This window comes from Rothia sp. P5764 (assembly GCF_048512965.1).
In the GTDB taxonomy this organism is placed as follows: Bacteria; Actinomycetota; Actinomycetes; order Actinomycetales; family Micrococcaceae; genus Rothia.
Map to the genome: position 1 here is coordinate 769,580 of NZ_JBLXXQ010000001.1, position 15,960 is coordinate 785,539.

A 15,960-nucleotide genomic window follows, 5' to 3' on the forward strand; every position below is an offset into this window, starting at 1 on the left:
ATCTGATAAATATTTTTTCTAAAGCTAAAAGAAGACACTGGAATCTCGCTGTCTAGCAAGACCAGTGTCTTTCTATGAGCTTTTACTCCATTAGACTTGGACAAGAGACAAAACCTAAGTGGCATGGAGGTCCGTATGGCAGAAAAGAAGCGTGGGTTAGGTAGGGGGCTAGGTGCTCTTATTCCCGAGGGTACTAAGTCACAAGCTACCCAAGATACGCCCGATAATAAGGCGCCTGCTAGGTCTACTCGCAGCTCTACCTCGAAAGCCCCTGCAACTAAGTCGGGGAAAAATGCCGAGAAGCCTAAGTCTGTTTCACGTGAAACACCCAAGAAAAAACGTCCAGAGAAACGCGCCGATATGGGAGCTGCCTTGCGGAGCACTACAGGGTCACGTCGCCCAGTAGATTTCTTCTTCGGGGAGGACAGCGCAAAAGAAGCAGCCGCATCGGAGATCCTAGTACCCGTTCCAGGTGCAAACTTTGCGACCCTCAATGTTACTGATATTCACCCCAACCGTAAGCAACCCCGAACTGATTTTGATGAGCACGATATGCAAGAGCTCGTGCACTCCATCAAAGAAATCGGTGTTTTGCAACCCATCGTGGTGCGTCCCAGCCGCGAAAATGGCCTTGAAAAGTACGAGCTCATTATGGGTGAGCGCCGTTGGCGTGCAACCCAGCGTGCCGGTCTCGATACCATTCCTGCCATTATCCGTGAGACTCAAGATGAAGATCTCCTCCGTGATGCTCTGCTGGAAAACCTGCATAGGTCCCAGCTCAACCCTATTGAAGAAGCGGCTGCTTACCAGCAGCTTCTTGAAGAGTTTGGGACTACCCAAGAGCAGCTGGCCCAGCGTATCGGACGTTCCCGCCCTCAGATTTCTAATACCATCCGACTGCTCAAATTGCCTGCCCTGGTCCAGAGGCGGGTAGCTGCTGGGACTATTTCAGCCGGGCATGCTAGGGCTCTTCTAGGGCTAAAAAAAGCCTCCGAGATAGAAACACTCGCTCAGAAAATTGTGAATGAGGGCCTATCTGTTCGTGCAGTTGAAGAGTTTGTATCAGCTGGTACTGAGGGTAAGAAGCCGCAAGAACCCAAGACCACTAAGGTCCAGGACCACTCCCAGCGCCTTGACTACCTTGCGGATGCCCTTGGTGACAAGCTTGATACTAACGTCAAAATTTCCCTAGGCGCGCGCAAAGGGAAGATGACGATTGAATTTGCCTCAGTTGATGATCTAAACCGTATCCTTGATCTCATCGACCCCAAGATAAGCAAAAAGTAGGTTTGTTCTGGTGTGGGCATTCCTTGCCGGCCCTGTGTTTGCCAAGGATCTAGGCGGTGCTAACTTAGCCATAAATGGACGAGCTGTTTCACGTGAAACAGCTCGTCCATTTATAAATATTTGCGCTTCAGTAGGCAGTTGCGCAAGGAAAATGGTAAGGGGTCGAAGAATGCTCTGTCTTACCCTTTTTGAGCTGGATAGGGCCTCTTTCGATGTTTTTAAGGGATCCAGAGGAGGCTGAAACCCCTCAGTGGCCGTCTAAGGGGCTATTTTTATGCCAGATAGGTATTTACCTACTCTAGGTGGCTTTAGGGCCTCAGGAGCGAATCTGGAGGCTGTATTTTTTCTTGAGGTCACCTAAAAAACTGTTCTACCGCGAGCCGGCAGGCTAGGGAATCAAATCTTGAGAGCAGCTTACCCCGGAACTATAGGGATAGTTCTTTGGCAAAGAGATGGGGTGCCTCTAGGTATGCCCCTTTGAAGCAGAATCAGGGTAATGTGTATTTGACTGCATTAACTGCACTAGCGCAGTGGTAACTCAGTACCGATCTGCTTAGGGCTCTAGGGCATCGAAAAATGGTCCGAAAATCAGACTTCTCTATATTTATCCCTCATCTAGAATATTTTACTGTCATAGAGGATATTTAAAAGGGGATCGAGCTGGAGAGCATTCCAGAATTCATCATGGGAACTTTATTTTTAGTTTTAACCGCTGGTGGTGAATATGTTGTTGGGCGATGGGGAATCGATAAAGTTCGGTGCGGTGAAATAAGAAATAAAATTAATAAATAAAGTATTTTTAGGGATATTCTGACGCAACCTATGGATAATTACGGTTCGGTGGTAGCACCGGAGTTTTTACCTGGCGTGGAAAAATTATCTGGTGATATCGGGGCTAATTCTCTCCTCTTTAATCTTGAAAAACCCCTTGATTCACTAAATTGAAAGTAGGGGTTAAATAGGTTTTGTTTTAGGTAGATACCGAATATTTCCTACGGGTTGTTTCACATGAAACAAATATAAATATATACCAAAATAGGTTGTTTATTACACTTTTTGGACTAAATACGGTGTATCAGGGTTGCCTATTACGGGGAATAGAGTTTCTGTGGGTGCATGCTACTTGAGTCATCTGCTGGAAAATAGAAAATATTTTTTACCCTCACCCCATTTTGAATATTTATCTTTTAGACATAGATGTAATAGGGTGTGTAAATATATTAAAAGTTTATGTTTGGGAAAATTTATAGCTTCACGCAGATCTGTTAGTCCACCCTAGTTTTGCCTGTAATTATCTTAAAATAGATTTCCCCTATGGGTCTCGACGGGGAATTTATCTAGTGTCTTTTTAGCTTTCCCGTATCTACTGATAAATCAAGGCATGCTTTATGACTTTACTGTGACTCTGTATAAACACATGCGGGTCGGTGTTTCACGTGAAACACCGACCCGCATGTACTGATGATGCAGAATCGGTCCTGCATCATCGAGGCCTTACTTGAGAAACTCTTCGAATTCCTGCTCCAGGGCAGCCTTAGGCTTAGCGCCTACGGTCTGCTTGGCGACCTCGCCGTCCTTGAAGACATAAATTGCGGGAATAGAGGTAATGCCGTACTTCATGGCGGTAGCAGGGTTGTTCTCGACATCGAGCTTAAGCACCTTGACCTTGTCTCCATACTCCTCGCCAATCTGGTCGATAACGGGGCCAACCATACGGCAGGGGCCACACCATTCGGCCCAGAAATCAACAATAACGGGCTTATCGGAGCGGAGGACTTCATCGGCAAAAGTTGCATCAGTAACCTGAGTAGTCATAGGAAATAACCTTTCGTTGGCGTATCTTGAGGGGGAAATTAAAGAGATTCCAGGTAGTGCTGTGCATCAATAGCGGCTACACAGCCTGATCCTGCGGCTGTAATAGCCTGGCGGTAGGTGGGGTCAATAACGTCACCCGCAGCAAAAACACCGGGGATAGACGTGCGGGAAGAACGACCATCTACGGCAATGGTGCCTTCGGAGGTGAGCTCCAGTTTGCCCTGTACTAGCGCAGTTCGGGGGTCTGAGCCAATGGCAACAAAAACACCTTCAACATCAAGGGCGCTGTCCTGGCCGGTCTTAATATTGGTCAATGTCAGGCCAGAGACCTTATCTTCGCCGTCAATGGACTTCACAACGGAATCCCAGATCACTTCGATCTTGTCGTTGGACAGGGCACGCTGGGTCATAATCTCTGAGGCACGGAAGGAATCGCGGCGGTGGACCAAATAGACCTTAGATGCAAAGCTGGTCAGGAAGAGAGCCTCTTCCAAAGCGGAATCGCCGCCACCGATAACAGCCAGAGCCTTCTCTTTGAAGAAGAAACCGTCACAGGTTGCACACCAAGAGACACCGTGCCCTGAAAGGCGTGCTTCACCCTCAACGCCCAGCTTGCGGTATTCCGACCCGGTAGAGAAAATAAGGGCCTTGGCTAGGTGAACAGAACCGTCAGTCAAAATGACTTTCTTAATATCGCCTTCAAGCTCCACTTCGGCCACATCTTCGTAGCGGATATCAGCGCCAAAACGCTCTGCCTGAGCGCCGATATTGGTCATCAACTCAGGGCCCTGGATTCCCTCAATGAAACCGGGGAAGTTCTCGACCTCAGTGGTAGTCATCAGATCGCCGCCGGGGGATACCGATGATGCAAAGAGAAGAGGCTGAAGATTAGCTCGTGCGGTGTAAATAGCCGCAGTGTAACCTGCGGGGCCAGAACCCACAATAATCACCTTGTGAACGGGCTGCTCGGCTTCTCGGGGCTTCTCTGCCGCGGTCTCAGGGGCTTGTGCAGGAGCCTTCACCTTGAGGCCGGCAGAGCCATTGAAAAGGCCGCCAAGAGCGTTATCTGTCATGTTTCTCCTTGAGGATCTATGTGTTGCAGGGCTTGTGCAATATAACGGCGGGTGGGTGGGTAATATTCCCAACCCACCCGCCGGCAGCTGCAAAGGTTTAGTTGATACTGATTTCAGCGATACGAAGACCGTAAGGGTAACCAGCAACAATGGGCTGGCTCAGCTGAGGCGCCGCAGTGAACTTAATGATGATGTACTTGGTTTTGCCCTTCTGGGCGTCCTTATTGAGCTGTACAGTGGTTTCCCCGCTCGCTGCAAAACTGCCAGATCCAATTTCCTTGCCGCCATCTGCAGAAGCAGTTTCAGAGGCATAGATGGTGAATTGGCCGCCGGTACCTGAAACCTGGTTGATAGTGATGCTCTTAACTGTTGTTGCCTCATCTAACTTAGCCAAGAGGTAGACAGAATCTGCCAGGCCCCCAAAATTGGGCGAACCAAAAGCCAAGGATGTCCAGGTCGTCGCTTCATTCTTATCGGTCAGATGAGCCAGCATAGAATCACTTTCGGCCATCAGCGTCGGTGATGAAGGAACTAAGCGAGTAAAAGTCCCGTCAATCTTTGGGGCAGCAGATTTCTCTGCCGGAGCAGAGGGCTCCCCAGCTGCAGAAGCCTTACCATCTGATGCTGCTCCTTCTGAAGCAGAGGCGCTAACGCTTGTTTCGCCCGAAGCCTCTGAAGACTCACCGGACTTTGAAAGCCCACCCAGGGTCACAAAGACAGCTCCAGCGCCAATCACAAGCAGGAGGGCAGCTGCGATGCCCACAATCCAGACACCGCCATTACGGTCAGTTGGTTCGTCCGCTTCGTAGTAGCCATCTTCTTCGGCATCGTACTCTTCAAATTCTTCTGCTGGCTCATCGGCCACCTCATCCACAGACCTGATAGCAGAGATCGCCCCGCCACCGACTGTGCTGGCTTCTTTAGCAACCACATAGGTGTTGGGGGCCGCCATAGACCCCGTATCACCGAAAATTTCCTCCCCAAATTCTTCGGTATTTCCGCTCTCACCTTCAGTCAGCAGAACATCGAGGAGAGTGTCAGGGCGAGAATGGGAGGTAATGAGGTAGGTGCTGTCATCTTTGTTGCCCAGGTCAAGAACCTGGACTGCTGAACGAGTCAGAGTCGTTGATTTGCGTGCATTTGTAACCAAAAGACGATTGTGTTCGGGCGCGGCAACAACTATAGAAACCTTGCGACCCAATACCTGGTCTAGGCCATCGAGCACTGCATCGCCGCCCGCGGTTTCCAAAACATGCGCGGTGACTTTGTAGCGATCTCCCAACAGGGTGTTAAGAGGAATCTGCGGTGTCAAAAGGGGCCTCCCGTTTGAATGGTTCTTTGGTATCTGATACTACCTGCTAGCACGGACACGGCGAGTAAGCACACCGACTTTATTCATAATCGGGTTGATTAGGGTATCTAATTCTTTGACTCGGAAAATTAAGAGGAATGCATAGTAGGCAACTGCCATGACGATGCCCCCCAGCAGCACCGTGAAGAAAGCACTGAGTCTTGACTCCCAGGCGAACCCATCAAAGCTATAGCCACCCAGAAGATAGAGGGCAACAACGCCGAAGACCCCTGCTCCCAGAGATGCAAACGCAACTTTAGCGTGAGTCAGGACGATACCTCTCACATCGTAGTCACCTAGACGGCGTACCAGGACCCGGTGGCTCAGATAGACCGCCAGAACATTCTGGAGGGCATACGTTAGTGCAAGGCCGTAGATAACGTGCTGGGGGGATAGTCGCGATGCTGTAAAACCAAGGGCAATAATAACGAAAGCAGAGAAAAGTTGGACGTAGAAGGGGGTCTTTGCATCCTCCTGGGAATAGAAGACACGGCCCATCATGAAAGCAACGGTGAGGAAAGGCCCACCAAGGGCGATTATCGCTATGGTTTGGCCAATGACTGCACCGGACTGTTGGGAGCCGCCACCGAAAATCATCCCTACAGGCCCAGCAAAGACCACAAGAACTACAGCACAGAAGATAGTTGCAATCGAAGCGGTCCTAAGACCCGAAGAGAGTGCGGAGGCAACAGTACTGCGATCATCCTCCTGGGAGGCGGCAGACATACGATTGAAGAGCACCGTGGCAATCGACAGGCCAATGACACCGTGGGGCAGAGAATAGAGCATGGACGAATAATTCAGGGCCTGAACACCCGGAATCTGGATACCGGCGGCCAATAACTCTTCGCGAGAACCCACCACGCCAGCAGCCACCTTGGTCAGATACATAAAGGCCAGGTTAGAAATCACGCCGGTTGCGAGGGTCCAACCTGCCAGATGGGCGGCAGTTCCCAGTCCAATACCGCGCCAGCCAAACTTAGGTCGTAACCGTAGCCCGATTCTTCGGAGCGGAATAAAAAGAATCAGTGACTGTAAAGCCACACCTAGGGTGGCAGATCCTGCCAGAACTAGAGTCTGAGCTGAGGTCCAACTGTCTAGATTATGGTAGGGCGGGTTAGTGGTGACGTCCTGGGGCCCAAAAAGGAAGATGAAGACGATGAGCGCCGCAATAGCAACCACATTGTTGAGCACAGGTGCCCACATATACCAGCCAAAAGCCCCGCGAGCGTTCAGGACCTGGCCTAGAACTGTGTAGAGGCCATAGAAGAAAATCTGGGGTAGACACCAGAAGGCGAAAATAAGACCGAAGTGCTGCTGCTCGGGGCTCCACCTGCTACCCATGACCTGGATAATAGGCCAGGAACACAGCAGGACAAGGGCAGTAATAGCTGCTATACCGCTAACCGCAAGTGTTACCAGGCGGGAAACATAGTCAGAACCGCCGTCATCATGCTTGGCTGCCTTGATAATCTGCGGCACCAGCACAGCGTTGAAAATACCGCCGGCCACCAGAACATAAATCAGGTTTGGTAGGGTGTTAGCGGTTTCAAAAATATCGCCCACAGTGGTTGTAGAACCAAGGGCAACGGTAATCAGAAAAGTTTTGGCAAACCCTAGAATCCTAGAAACCAGGGTTCCAGCAGCCATAATCGCGCTGGAAAGAGCACCGGAACGTGCCACGGGAATCCTTATCTAATCAGGAGCTAGGAAAGCTGGTGAATGATGTATTCGCGAGCGATTTCAGCGATACGCCGCTCGTTGGGGAAAGAGAGCTTGCGCCCCAAATCATCAATATTGACCCAGGCGACATCTACCGCCTCATGATCGGGATCATTCTCAGTAGTCAATTCACCCCCGGTTGCGGAGAACAGAAAGTGGTGGACGGTCTTATGGACTCGATTCCCCGAGACGTTGAACCAGTAATCGATGCTACCCAAAGAAGTAATGACTTCCCCACAGATGCCAGTTTCTTCCTCAATCTCACGGGCAGCAGCGCGAACCTTAGATTCATCACCTTCGGGGTGACCCTTGGGTAGGCACCATTCGAGACGGCCACCGCGATTGACTCGGGCGATGATGGCTACAGGCAGATTTCGGTCGTTAAAGTCGACAATCACACCGCCTGCGGAGACCTCCTCGACCGTGGGCATGGCAACGAGGGGCGTAAAAGTCCGCCTCTTGGGTGCCCGTGGAATAGGAAAAGTCATGTCTCTACCTTAACCGATATGCGGGGACGATGTTTTAAAAAGGTAGGTGTGAGTGGTAACTTGTGCATTTTGCTGGCACGATTGAAGGGTTATGGCGCATGTATTTGATACCTCTTTGATTCACCCTGTGGCCCTTGAGGCGGGCGAGCTATTTAACCGCGCAGGATTTGAGCTCTCCCTGGTGGGAGGGCCCGTTCGTGACCTTTTTCTAGGGGAAACATCGGTAGACCTGGACTTCACCACCAACGCCACTCCGGACCAGACCTTAGAAGTAGTCAAAGGGTGGGCAGACGCCACCTGGGAAATCGGCAAGGAATACGGGACCATCGGAATCCGTAAGGGCAATGAGATGGTCGAAATCACCACCTACCGCGCTGAGAAATACGATTCTGATTCCCGTAAACCGGTCGTGGCTTTCGGAACTGACCTTGTAGATGACCTCCTCCGGCGTGACTTCACGATTAACTCAATGGCCCTGCGCCTGCCGTCTTTGGAGCTTGTTGATCCTTTTGGCGGTCAGCGAGACTTAGAAGCTGGGATCATTCGAACACCTGGCACCCCTCAGGATTCTTTCTCCGATGACCCGCTCCGTATGATGCGTGCCGCCCGGTTTGCTTCCCGGCTGGATATTGACCTTGCTCCTGAGGTTTTTGAAGCCATGACCGATATGTCCGAGCGAATCACTATTATCTCCGCTGAGCGCGTACGTGATGAACTGGTCAAGCTTATTTGCGGGACAGCGCCCCGTCGCGGTGTTGACTTGCTGGTGGAATCAGGCCTGGCTTCCTATGTCTTACCAGAGATCCCGGCCCTTAAGCTAGAAGTTGATGAGCACCACCGGCATAAGGATGTCTACCAACATTCCTTAACCGTTATGGAACAGGCCGCTTCACAGGAAACGGATAATGATGGTGCGGTACCCGGCCCTGACTTCATTCTGCGTTTTGCTGCTCTCATGCACGATATCGGTAAGCCCGCTACCCGTAAGTTTGAAGAGAACGGCTCTGTGAGCTTTTTGCACCACGATGTAGTGGGTGCCAAACTGACTAAGAAGCGGATGCGGGAACTGCGGTTTGATAACGACACTATCAAGGCTGTTGCTCGGCTGGTAGAGCTTCATATGCGTTTCTACGGATACGGCGATGCTGGTTGGTCAGACTCTGCTGTGCGGCGCTACGTGCGCGATGCGGGAGAACTGCTGGAACGTCTGCACCGCTTGACTCGTGCCGATGTCACTACCCGCAATAGGCGCAAGGCTCACCGCATCTCCTCGGCCTATGATGACCTAGAACGCCGCATCACTGAACTTGCCGAGCAGGAAGAGCTGAACTCTCTGCGCCCGGACCTGGACGGCGAGCAGATTATGGCAATTTTAGGTATTAAGCCCGGCCCGCTGGTGGGGCAGGCCTATAAGTTCTTGCTGAATATGCGCTTGGATGAAGGTGCCTTGGGCGAAGAAGAAGCTACTTGGCGTCTGCGGGCATGGGCAGCTGAGCAGGGGATAGGGCAAGTAAGTTAGAGCCCGGAAGATAGGGTTTAATCGATTTTCCCTAGAGTTTGTGCCTTGGAAATATTGGCTTGAGCCTTGGAACTATTGAATAGATAGTAGCTAGGAGATCATCGACCTGTAGAACCCTGCTCTATATCTGCAAAAATGGTGGGCAGGTTTTGACAGAGCAAAGATAGATCCAAGGGGTGACCAAAAATATCAGCGATAGTTTGGCGTTTGTTGAGCTCCTGAAGAGAAATAAAAGTGCTCTCTGGAGTGAGCTTCTCGTGGGCAACAATGAAGAATTTTCCCTCCTCGTTTCGGTAGAGGGCAAAGCTTTCCACCATGGCACCGGGCAACCATACTGACAGATAGGTCTGCTGGGGTGGCTGGGCCACAGAGGGCAGGAAAATCGTGATGTGCTGATTGGCTTGAAGATAATGCCAGCTTGGTGCTATCTGGCTATCTACACCAACTAGCTGCTGGGGTAGAAGCTGGCTAGGGTGAGGTGGATGAGCTAGCAGGCTGCTGACTGCATGAGCAAGGCACAGGGCATCTTCAAACTCTTGTGAGGGGAGCATCTGAATACGGCTTGTGCTCGCGTCTTGATCCCAAAGCGGCCCTTCCCAAGAATCTTCCCACAGTGCCTGTTCAGGTAGCTGGTAGATAATTTGTTCACTGTCGGTGTCTCTGTCCGTTTCTCACCTTCCACCACCAAAATATTCTCCAGGATTCATCCTTTGGGTGGATATCAGTATGTCCAAAACCCTGTAAGGTTCAGAGAAGAAGAATCCCCCTATTGCAGAGGACACCCATGCTAGAGGTCAAAAACCTCACCAAACGCTACGGCTCTAAGACAGCCGTCAATGACCTAAGTTTCACCGTCCCCAACGGCAAAGTTACCGGCTTTTTGGGCCCCAACGGTGCCGGCAAATCAACCACCATGCGCATGCTGGTCGGCCTCGAAAAGCCCACCCAAGGGAAAGCTCTAGTAGATGGCTCACCCTACCGTTCCCTACCTAGCCCGCTCTCTAGCCTTGGTGCCCTACTCGATGCCAAAGCCATGCACCCCGGTCGAAGTGGGCTGGCCCATCTGCGCTCGCTGGCTCTGACCCACGGTATTCCCAAGACTCGTGTTGATGAGGTCATCGAAATGACTGGCCTGAGTGCCGTAGCCAAGAAGAAGGTTAAGGGCTTCTCTCTGGGTATGGGCCAACGCATGGGTATTGCCGCCGCTCTGCTGGGCGACCCTGAAAACATCATCCTGGATGAGCCCGTCAATGGTCTTGACCCGGAAGGCGTCATCTGGGTGCGTAACCTGGCCCGGCACCTAGCCAGTGAAGGGCGAGCTGTCCTGATTTCCTCCCATCTCATGAGTGAGATGTCTCAAACAGCCGATGATCTTATTGTGATTGGGCGTGGCCGCATGCTGGCCAACTGCTCGATGGAAGAGTTCCTCACCATTGGTGATCAGAATAAAGTGCTGGTTCGCACCGATAGCAGAGAGGCTTTTGCCGGTGCCCTCCAAGAAGCTGGCTATGCTTTTAGTGTTATTGACACGGACGGTCTGATGGTGGAGCAGGTAGCTTCTCGTCACCTTGCTGAGCTTGCGCGTGACCGTGGTGTGTTACTGCATGAGCTCACCCCACAGGTTGCCACGCTGGAGCAGGTCTACATGAATATGACCCGTGATGATGTGGAATACAACTCAAGCACCTTTGAATCGGCTCAGGTGCAAGCAGAGAACATTCCGGGTACGCCTTGGGGAACTAGCAGCAACGAGACAGGGGAGAAGAAATAATCATGGCGAACACATCTCTTGCGGCTCCGGTGAGCCCTTCTCAATTCGCCGGTAAAAAACTCACCTTTTGGGGCGTGATTCGCTCGGAATCGCTCAAGTTCCGGTCTTTAGTTACCAACTGGGTGATAACGCTAGTGACCGCTCTGGTCATGATTGGAATGGCACCGCTATACGCCACGATCCTTAACTCAATGGCTCGGGACGCTGAGAGTCTGGCAAAGATGTCTGAACAAATGGAGCAGACCAACGCCGGGATCGAAAGTATTACCAATTTGGCATATGCGATGGGTTCTTCCGGTATTGACCTTGCCAATATGCTGGTTGCTTCTCTTGCGGCGGTCTTTATCGGTTCTGAATATTCCACTCGGTCAATTCAGGCGGCCTTGACCGCTGTGCCCCGGAGAACAGGTTACTACCTGGCAAAACTTATCGTCCTGTCTGTCTACTCCTTCGTACTCGGTGTAGTCGTTACGGGCATCGGCTACTGGGTTGGCTACGCAGTTCTTGATAGCTCTGTGAAAGATACCCTAGAGTTCAACAACGGGCTGATGCTTAACTGGGTAGCTGCCGGTATCTACTTCATGTTGATGGCCTGGATGGGGTACGGCTTTGGCACCCTCTTCCGGAACAATGCTGCGGGCATTGTTATGGTCGTTGTGGTTTTCTTCATCCTTCCCATAATTGCGGCCATTTTTTCGGGTCAAGTGGAATGGGTAGCTGATGCGATGAATTACCTGCCCTCTTCTCTGGGGCGAGTAATTTTGACCTATGATCTGCGAGCTGATGCGGATATGGGCTACCTGGAGGCTGGCTCCTGGTTTGCGCTCTGGGCCTTTATCCCGGCCTTGCTCGGCTACCTTCGGTTCCGTTTTTCGGATACCCGTGGATAATTTTTGTCCCTGGAAGGTGTAGCTTACACATACCGGTGGGCGGTGGAGTTCTGATAAGCAGAGCTCCAGCGCCCATTAGTTTGCGACTTACTCCTGTGGCTTGAATAAATATGTTTCTTCTATCTTGAAATGATTGATCGCGGAGGCAAAGATACACCAGCGCTCCGGCATACAATGGTGGCATGGTTGAGCGTGACAAAAATGAAGAGCAGAGAAGTGCTCGCTCTGTCTTGCACGCTCACGGGGAGCAGCTTCGTGAAAATTTTTCCGCTTCGGTGCAAAAAGTTGGTCGGTTCTCTGGCCAGGTAGGTGAGTTCTCTGAACGGGCAGCGGGTATTCTGACCCGCAGAGATGCCCGTAGCATCAAGATTCGTTTGACCCTAACAGCCCTGTTCGTGTCGGTGCTTGCCCTGGTAATTGCGTCGGTGGGTAACTACTATTCCCTGCCGCATAGTCCAGAAGAAGCCGCTGAACAGTATATACAGGCGCTTCAGCGTGGCGATTATATCGACGGTCTGGACGAGGAAGCCTACAGAAGCTTCACATACACCTATCTCACCAACACTATCTACAGCTCCGCTCAAGGACGGGTGGAAAGCTATACCATTTTGAGTTCCGCCCCTGAGCCGGATGACCGTGCTGAAGTCACTGTGCGGGCCCTTGCCAACGGGCAAGAGCACGATTTTGTACTGCCATTTGTACTGGAGCCCAGAAGCGGCCCCTTCAATGACACCTGGAAACTAGCGACCTCCGCACAGAATTATCTGCAGTTAACCACCCCTGTGGATCTTTCAGAAATTACAGTCAACGGCCACTCTCTGAGCCTGCCTAAGACACGCCGTCTTACGGTTGACGGGGGCTATTCTTGGCTGGTTCCTCTCTTGCCCGGTGCATACACCGTCTCGTTACCTTCAACGTCCTATTATGTACTTTCCCCGGTAGAGCGCACTGTGACTAGCCCCCTGCCCGACGGGAGTAGCGAAATATCCCCCCTAAACTTGGAGGTCCGCCCGTCCCCCCGCATGTGGAGAGAGACAGATGAACTCATTGATTCCTGGCTGAGTCGCTGTGAGAGTTCACGAAGGCTCGATGTCGTGGGGTGTCCCACCTCCGCTATCTATGGGAATGACTCAACTGTAACTATCAGTGATGTGCAGTGGAAGCTCGTCTCTCGACCTGCGTTTTACCTGGTTCAAGATACCGCCAAACCTAGCCTGTGGCATGCCTCTGAGCATGATCAGGCTGTCATGGATTTGACCTACCTAGCAGACGGTAAAGCCCAGCGAGAAATCATCACATTCACTATTGACGCTGAGGTAGTCTCAGATGGAAACCACGCCGATATTAGCGTCGGTCTGGGAGATAAAAAAACAAGTAGGGAAGAGCTACAAGAATCTGTTTCTGATGACGTTCTCTCCCAACCGACTCTCCAACAATTTGCCGCTACTTCTTAGGCGGACTCGAAGCAGGAAAGCATGTCTGAACAACCTCAGCATTACAGCCCCACCTACATCAATAACCCTGGGCACCCCTATTCATACGCCCAGGGCCAGCCTGTTTATATTGTCCAGGCCAAATCGACTCTCGTGGCCTACCTGCTCTTTATCTTCCTGTGGTGGCTCGGTGCCCATAAGTTCTACCTCCGCCAGCCCTTTATGGGGATTTTCTACCTTGTAGGGAATGCCATTGCGGCGGCCCTGACAGCAGGTATTCCTTTTGTTGGCTGGATATCTTATGCCCCCTTGGCCATTGTCATGCTGTGGGATCTCTTCACCATACCCGTGCGCGTAGGTTACCTCAATGCCCTGATGAAGAGCCGGGCCACCTACAGGAGCTAAGCCACTGGGAGTTGGGGCTTAGGTGCCCTAAGAAACAGCTCGCCTACAGTGCTGCGGGCAACACTCTTTAAAACCTCAAAAACCTGCCTAAACCCTCCCTACTCCTGTAAAGTGGGTGGAGTCTGTGCTGGTGCCAGCCAACACCTGAGCCCGGGCAGACAGTACGTAATCTCCTGCTATGGAAATCCCATAGCCGCTTAGCCCAAAGGAGGGGTTTAATCATGCGTGCATACGAACTGATGGTTATCCTCAACCCCGAGGTCGAGGACAAGGCTGTAGAGCCCACCCTCACCAAGTTCCTCGAAGTTGTCACCAAGGACAACGGCACCATCGAGAAGATGGACATCTGGGGCCGCCGTAAGCTCGCTTACGAAATCCAGAAGAAGAGCGAAGGCATCTACGCCGTTGTTAACTTCACCTCAACCCCCGAGACTGCTGCTGAACTGGACCGCGTTCTGAACCTGAACGAGTCCGTCATGCGCACCAAGATCATCCGCCCGGAAGATCAGCAGATCTCCTCCAAGTAAATGTTTGAAACGGGGCGAGGAAAACTAGGTTAACCTCCCGCGAGGGGCTTCTAAAATGTCAGACCCCCGTGCAAAACTTCAAATACTTACTCTTATAACTACGACCGGAGGCATCACATGGCTGGCGACACCGTCATTACCGTAATCGGTAACCTGACAGGCGATCCTGAGCTTCGCTTCACCCCCAACGGGGCAGCGGTAGCTAACTTCACGATCGCGTCAACCCCCCGCAACTTTGACCGCGCATCAGGCGAGTGGAAAGAAGGCGAGACCCTCTTCCTGCGTGCCAGCGTATGGCGTGAAGCTGCGGAGAACGTCGCTGAAACCCTCAAAAAGGGTATGCGCGTTATTGCGCAGGGCCGTCTAAAGTCCCGCTCGTATGAAACCAAAGAAGGCGAGCGTCGCACTTCAATGGAGCTAGAGATCGAAGAAATCGGTCCCTCACTCCGTTTTGCATCCGCTAACGTATCCCGTAACCAGCGCTCAGGTGGCAACTTTGGTGGCGACCAGGGCTTTGGTGGCGGCTACAACAATGCCAACCAGGGCGGCTACAACGCCGCACCCCAGGCTGGCTTTGGCGGTGGCGCAGGCTACGGCGGCCAGCAGGGCGGCTACGGCACCCCTGCCCCGCAGGCAAGCCCCGCAGTTCCTCCTCAGGCAGCTCCCCAGCAGGCACCGGCTCCAGCCGCTGACCCTTGGGGCCAGCAGTCCGGCGGTAACTATGACTGGGGTAGTGGAGCCGACGACGAGCCTCCCTTCTAAGGTGCTGGCAGGCACTTACCTGCCATATGCAGAGGAGGGTGCACACCAAGTGTCCTTCTGTGAACAAGACCAAATATTCATCCATCCCGCGGTGAGAGCCGCGGGCTCCCAAGAGAAAAAGGAGCACCACGATGGCTAAGGCTGAAATCCGTAAGCCCAAACCCAAGCAGAACCCGCTGAAGGCTGCAGACGTTACCGTAATCGACTACAAGGACGTTGCACTTCTGCGTAAGTTCATCTCCGATCGCGGCAAGATCCGTGCCCGTCGCGTTACTGGCGTAACCGTTCAGGAACAGCGCAAGATTGCTCAGGCAATCAAGAACGCCCGCGAAGTTGCACTGCTGCCCTACTCAGGCGCTGGCCGCTAAATCGATAGGAGAGTAGAAGAACATGGCTAAGATCATTCTTACTCAGGAAGTCACCGGTCTCGGTGCTGCTGGCGACGTCGTTACCGTTAAGGACGGCTACGCTCGTAACTACCTGCTTCCCCGTGGCTTTGCAGTCACCTGGACTGTAGGCGGCGAAAAGCAGGTTGAGTCAATCCGTGCAGCTCGTGTAGCTCGCGCCAAGGCTAACCTCGAAGAAGCTAAGGCAACTGCGGCTGCTCTGTCGGCAAAGCCCGTTGTTGTCGCTCACAAGGCTGGCGCTGACGGCCGTCTCTTCGGCACCGTCAAGGCTGAGCACGTAGCTGAAGCTATTGAAGCTGCCGGTGCAGGTTCAATCGACAAGCGCGCTATCAACCTCGGTTCCGCTATCAAGCGCACCGGCGTTTACACTGTTTCCGTGCGTCTGCACGAAGACGTTGTAGCCAACGTTGAGCTGGATGTTGTAGCCGAGTAATAAACTCGTTTTATTACCCGTTACGGCCAACCTAAAAGCCCCGTTTTCTCCCGTCAGGAGAGAACGGGGCTTTCGCA

The 15,960-nt window shown here is 52.3% G+C and carries 16 protein-coding genes; 10 read left to right on the forward strand and 6 right to left on the reverse strand.

The genetic code is table 11. The features are described 5' to 3' along the window. The first annotated feature begins 135 nt into the window (after nucleotides 1-135). A complete protein-coding gene (locus tag ACN08Y_RS03560) occupies nucleotides 136-1,287 on the forward strand; it encodes a ParB/RepB/Spo0J family partition protein (RefSeq protein ID WP_419111844.1) in 1,152 nt (383 codons plus the stop codon). Nucleotides 1,288-2,781: 1,494 nt separating this feature from the next. Here ACN08Y_RS03560 and trxA read toward each other — a convergent pair. The 5 genes from trxA to ACN08Y_RS03585 form a co-directional block, all read right to left on the reverse strand. Continuing rightward, nucleotides 2,782-3,102, reverse strand: a complete 321-nt coding sequence (gene trxA / locus ACN08Y_RS03565; RefSeq protein ID WP_419111845.1) for a thioredoxin — start codon at nucleotides 3,100-3,102, stop codon at nucleotides 2,782-2,784. A gap of 38 nt (nucleotides 3,103-3,140) precedes the next feature. Continuing rightward, nucleotides 3,141-4,175: a thioredoxin-disulfide reductase gene (gene trxB / locus ACN08Y_RS03570; RefSeq protein WP_419111846.1), complete on the reverse strand. Its 1,035-nt coding sequence runs from the start codon at nucleotides 4,173-4,175 to the stop codon at nucleotides 3,141-3,143. Between the two features lie 97 nt (nucleotides 4,176-4,272). Continuing rightward, nucleotides 4,273-5,487, reverse strand: a complete 1,215-nt coding sequence (locus tag ACN08Y_RS03575; RefSeq protein ID WP_419111847.1) for a serine/threonine protein kinase — start codon at nucleotides 5,485-5,487, stop codon at nucleotides 4,273-4,275. A 39-nt stretch (nucleotides 5,488-5,526) separates the two neighbouring features. Next, entirely contained in the window at nucleotides 5,527-7,209 is a 1,683-nt protein-coding gene (gene murJ, locus ACN08Y_RS03580) for a murein biosynthesis integral membrane protein MurJ (protein ID WP_419105205.1), read from the reverse strand. A 23-nt stretch (nucleotides 7,210-7,232) separates the two neighbouring features. Then, on the reverse strand, nucleotides 7,233-7,736 hold the full coding sequence (locus ACN08Y_RS03585; protein WP_419100731.1) for an NUDIX hydrolase: 504 nt from the start codon (nucleotides 7,734-7,736) through the stop codon (nucleotides 7,233-7,235). 91 nt (nucleotides 7,737-7,827) lie between these two features. On the opposite strand from ACN08Y_RS03585, the gene ACN08Y_RS03590 reads away from it, so the two are divergent. Next, the gene (locus tag ACN08Y_RS03590) at nucleotides 7,828-9,255 is read left to right on the forward strand and encodes a CCA tRNA nucleotidyltransferase (protein WP_419100732.1); all 1,428 of its coding nucleotides are present in this window, start codon (nucleotides 7,828-7,830) and stop codon (nucleotides 9,253-9,255) included. A 98-nt stretch (nucleotides 9,256-9,353) separates the two neighbouring features. On the opposite strand, the gene ACN08Y_RS03595 is transcribed toward ACN08Y_RS03590, so the two are convergent. Further along, on the reverse strand, nucleotides 9,354-9,806 hold the full coding sequence (locus ACN08Y_RS03595) for a hypothetical protein (protein ID WP_419111848.1): 453 nt from the start codon (nucleotides 9,804-9,806) through the stop codon (nucleotides 9,354-9,356). A 233-nt stretch (nucleotides 9,807-10,039) separates the two neighbouring features. Here ACN08Y_RS03595 and ACN08Y_RS03600 point away from each other — a divergent pair, with 233 nt between their 5' ends. From ACN08Y_RS03600 to rplI, 8 genes are all read left to right on the forward strand, one after another. Next, nucleotides 10,040-11,026, forward strand: a complete 987-nt coding sequence (locus ACN08Y_RS03600; protein ID WP_419111849.1) for an ABC transporter ATP-binding protein — start codon at nucleotides 10,040-10,042, stop codon at nucleotides 11,024-11,026. 2 nt (nucleotides 11,027-11,028) lie between these two features. Continuing rightward, entirely contained in the window at nucleotides 11,029-11,916 is an 888-nt protein-coding gene (locus ACN08Y_RS03605) for a hypothetical protein (protein WP_419100735.1), read from the forward strand. Nucleotides 11,917-12,098: 182 nt separating this feature from the next. Then, entirely contained in the window at nucleotides 12,099-13,370 is a 1,272-nt protein-coding gene (locus tag ACN08Y_RS03610; RefSeq protein WP_419111850.1) for a hypothetical protein, read from the forward strand. Nucleotides 13,371-13,391: 21 nt separating this feature from the next. Next, nucleotides 13,392-13,754 (forward strand): TM2 domain-containing protein, encoded by a 363-nt coding sequence (locus ACN08Y_RS03615; RefSeq protein WP_419100737.1) that lies wholly within the window; start codon nucleotides 13,392-13,394, stop codon nucleotides 13,752-13,754. 221 nt (nucleotides 13,755-13,975) lie between these two features. Further along, nucleotides 13,976-14,281 carry a 30S ribosomal protein S6 gene (gene rpsF, locus ACN08Y_RS03620; protein WP_419100738.1) on the forward strand — a complete coding sequence of 102 codons (306 nt, stop codon included), beginning with the start codon at nucleotides 13,976-13,978 and terminating at the stop codon, nucleotides 14,279-14,281. Nucleotides 14,282-14,398: 117 nt separating this feature from the next. Further along, on the forward strand, nucleotides 14,399-15,043 hold the full coding sequence (locus tag ACN08Y_RS03625; protein WP_419105208.1) for a single-stranded DNA-binding protein: 645 nt from the start codon (nucleotides 14,399-14,401) through the stop codon (nucleotides 15,041-15,043). 131 nt (nucleotides 15,044-15,174) lie between these two features. Next, nucleotides 15,175-15,411, forward strand: a complete 237-nt coding sequence (gene rpsR / locus ACN08Y_RS03630) for a 30S ribosomal protein S18 (protein ID WP_004005948.1) — start codon at nucleotides 15,175-15,177, stop codon at nucleotides 15,409-15,411. A gap of 22 nt (nucleotides 15,412-15,433) precedes the next feature. Continuing rightward, nucleotides 15,434-15,883: a 50S ribosomal protein L9 gene (rplI, locus tag ACN08Y_RS03635; RefSeq protein ID WP_419100740.1), complete on the forward strand. Its 450-nt coding sequence runs from the start codon at nucleotides 15,434-15,436 to the stop codon at nucleotides 15,881-15,883. The last annotated feature ends 77 nt before the right edge of the window (nucleotides 15,884-15,960 follow it).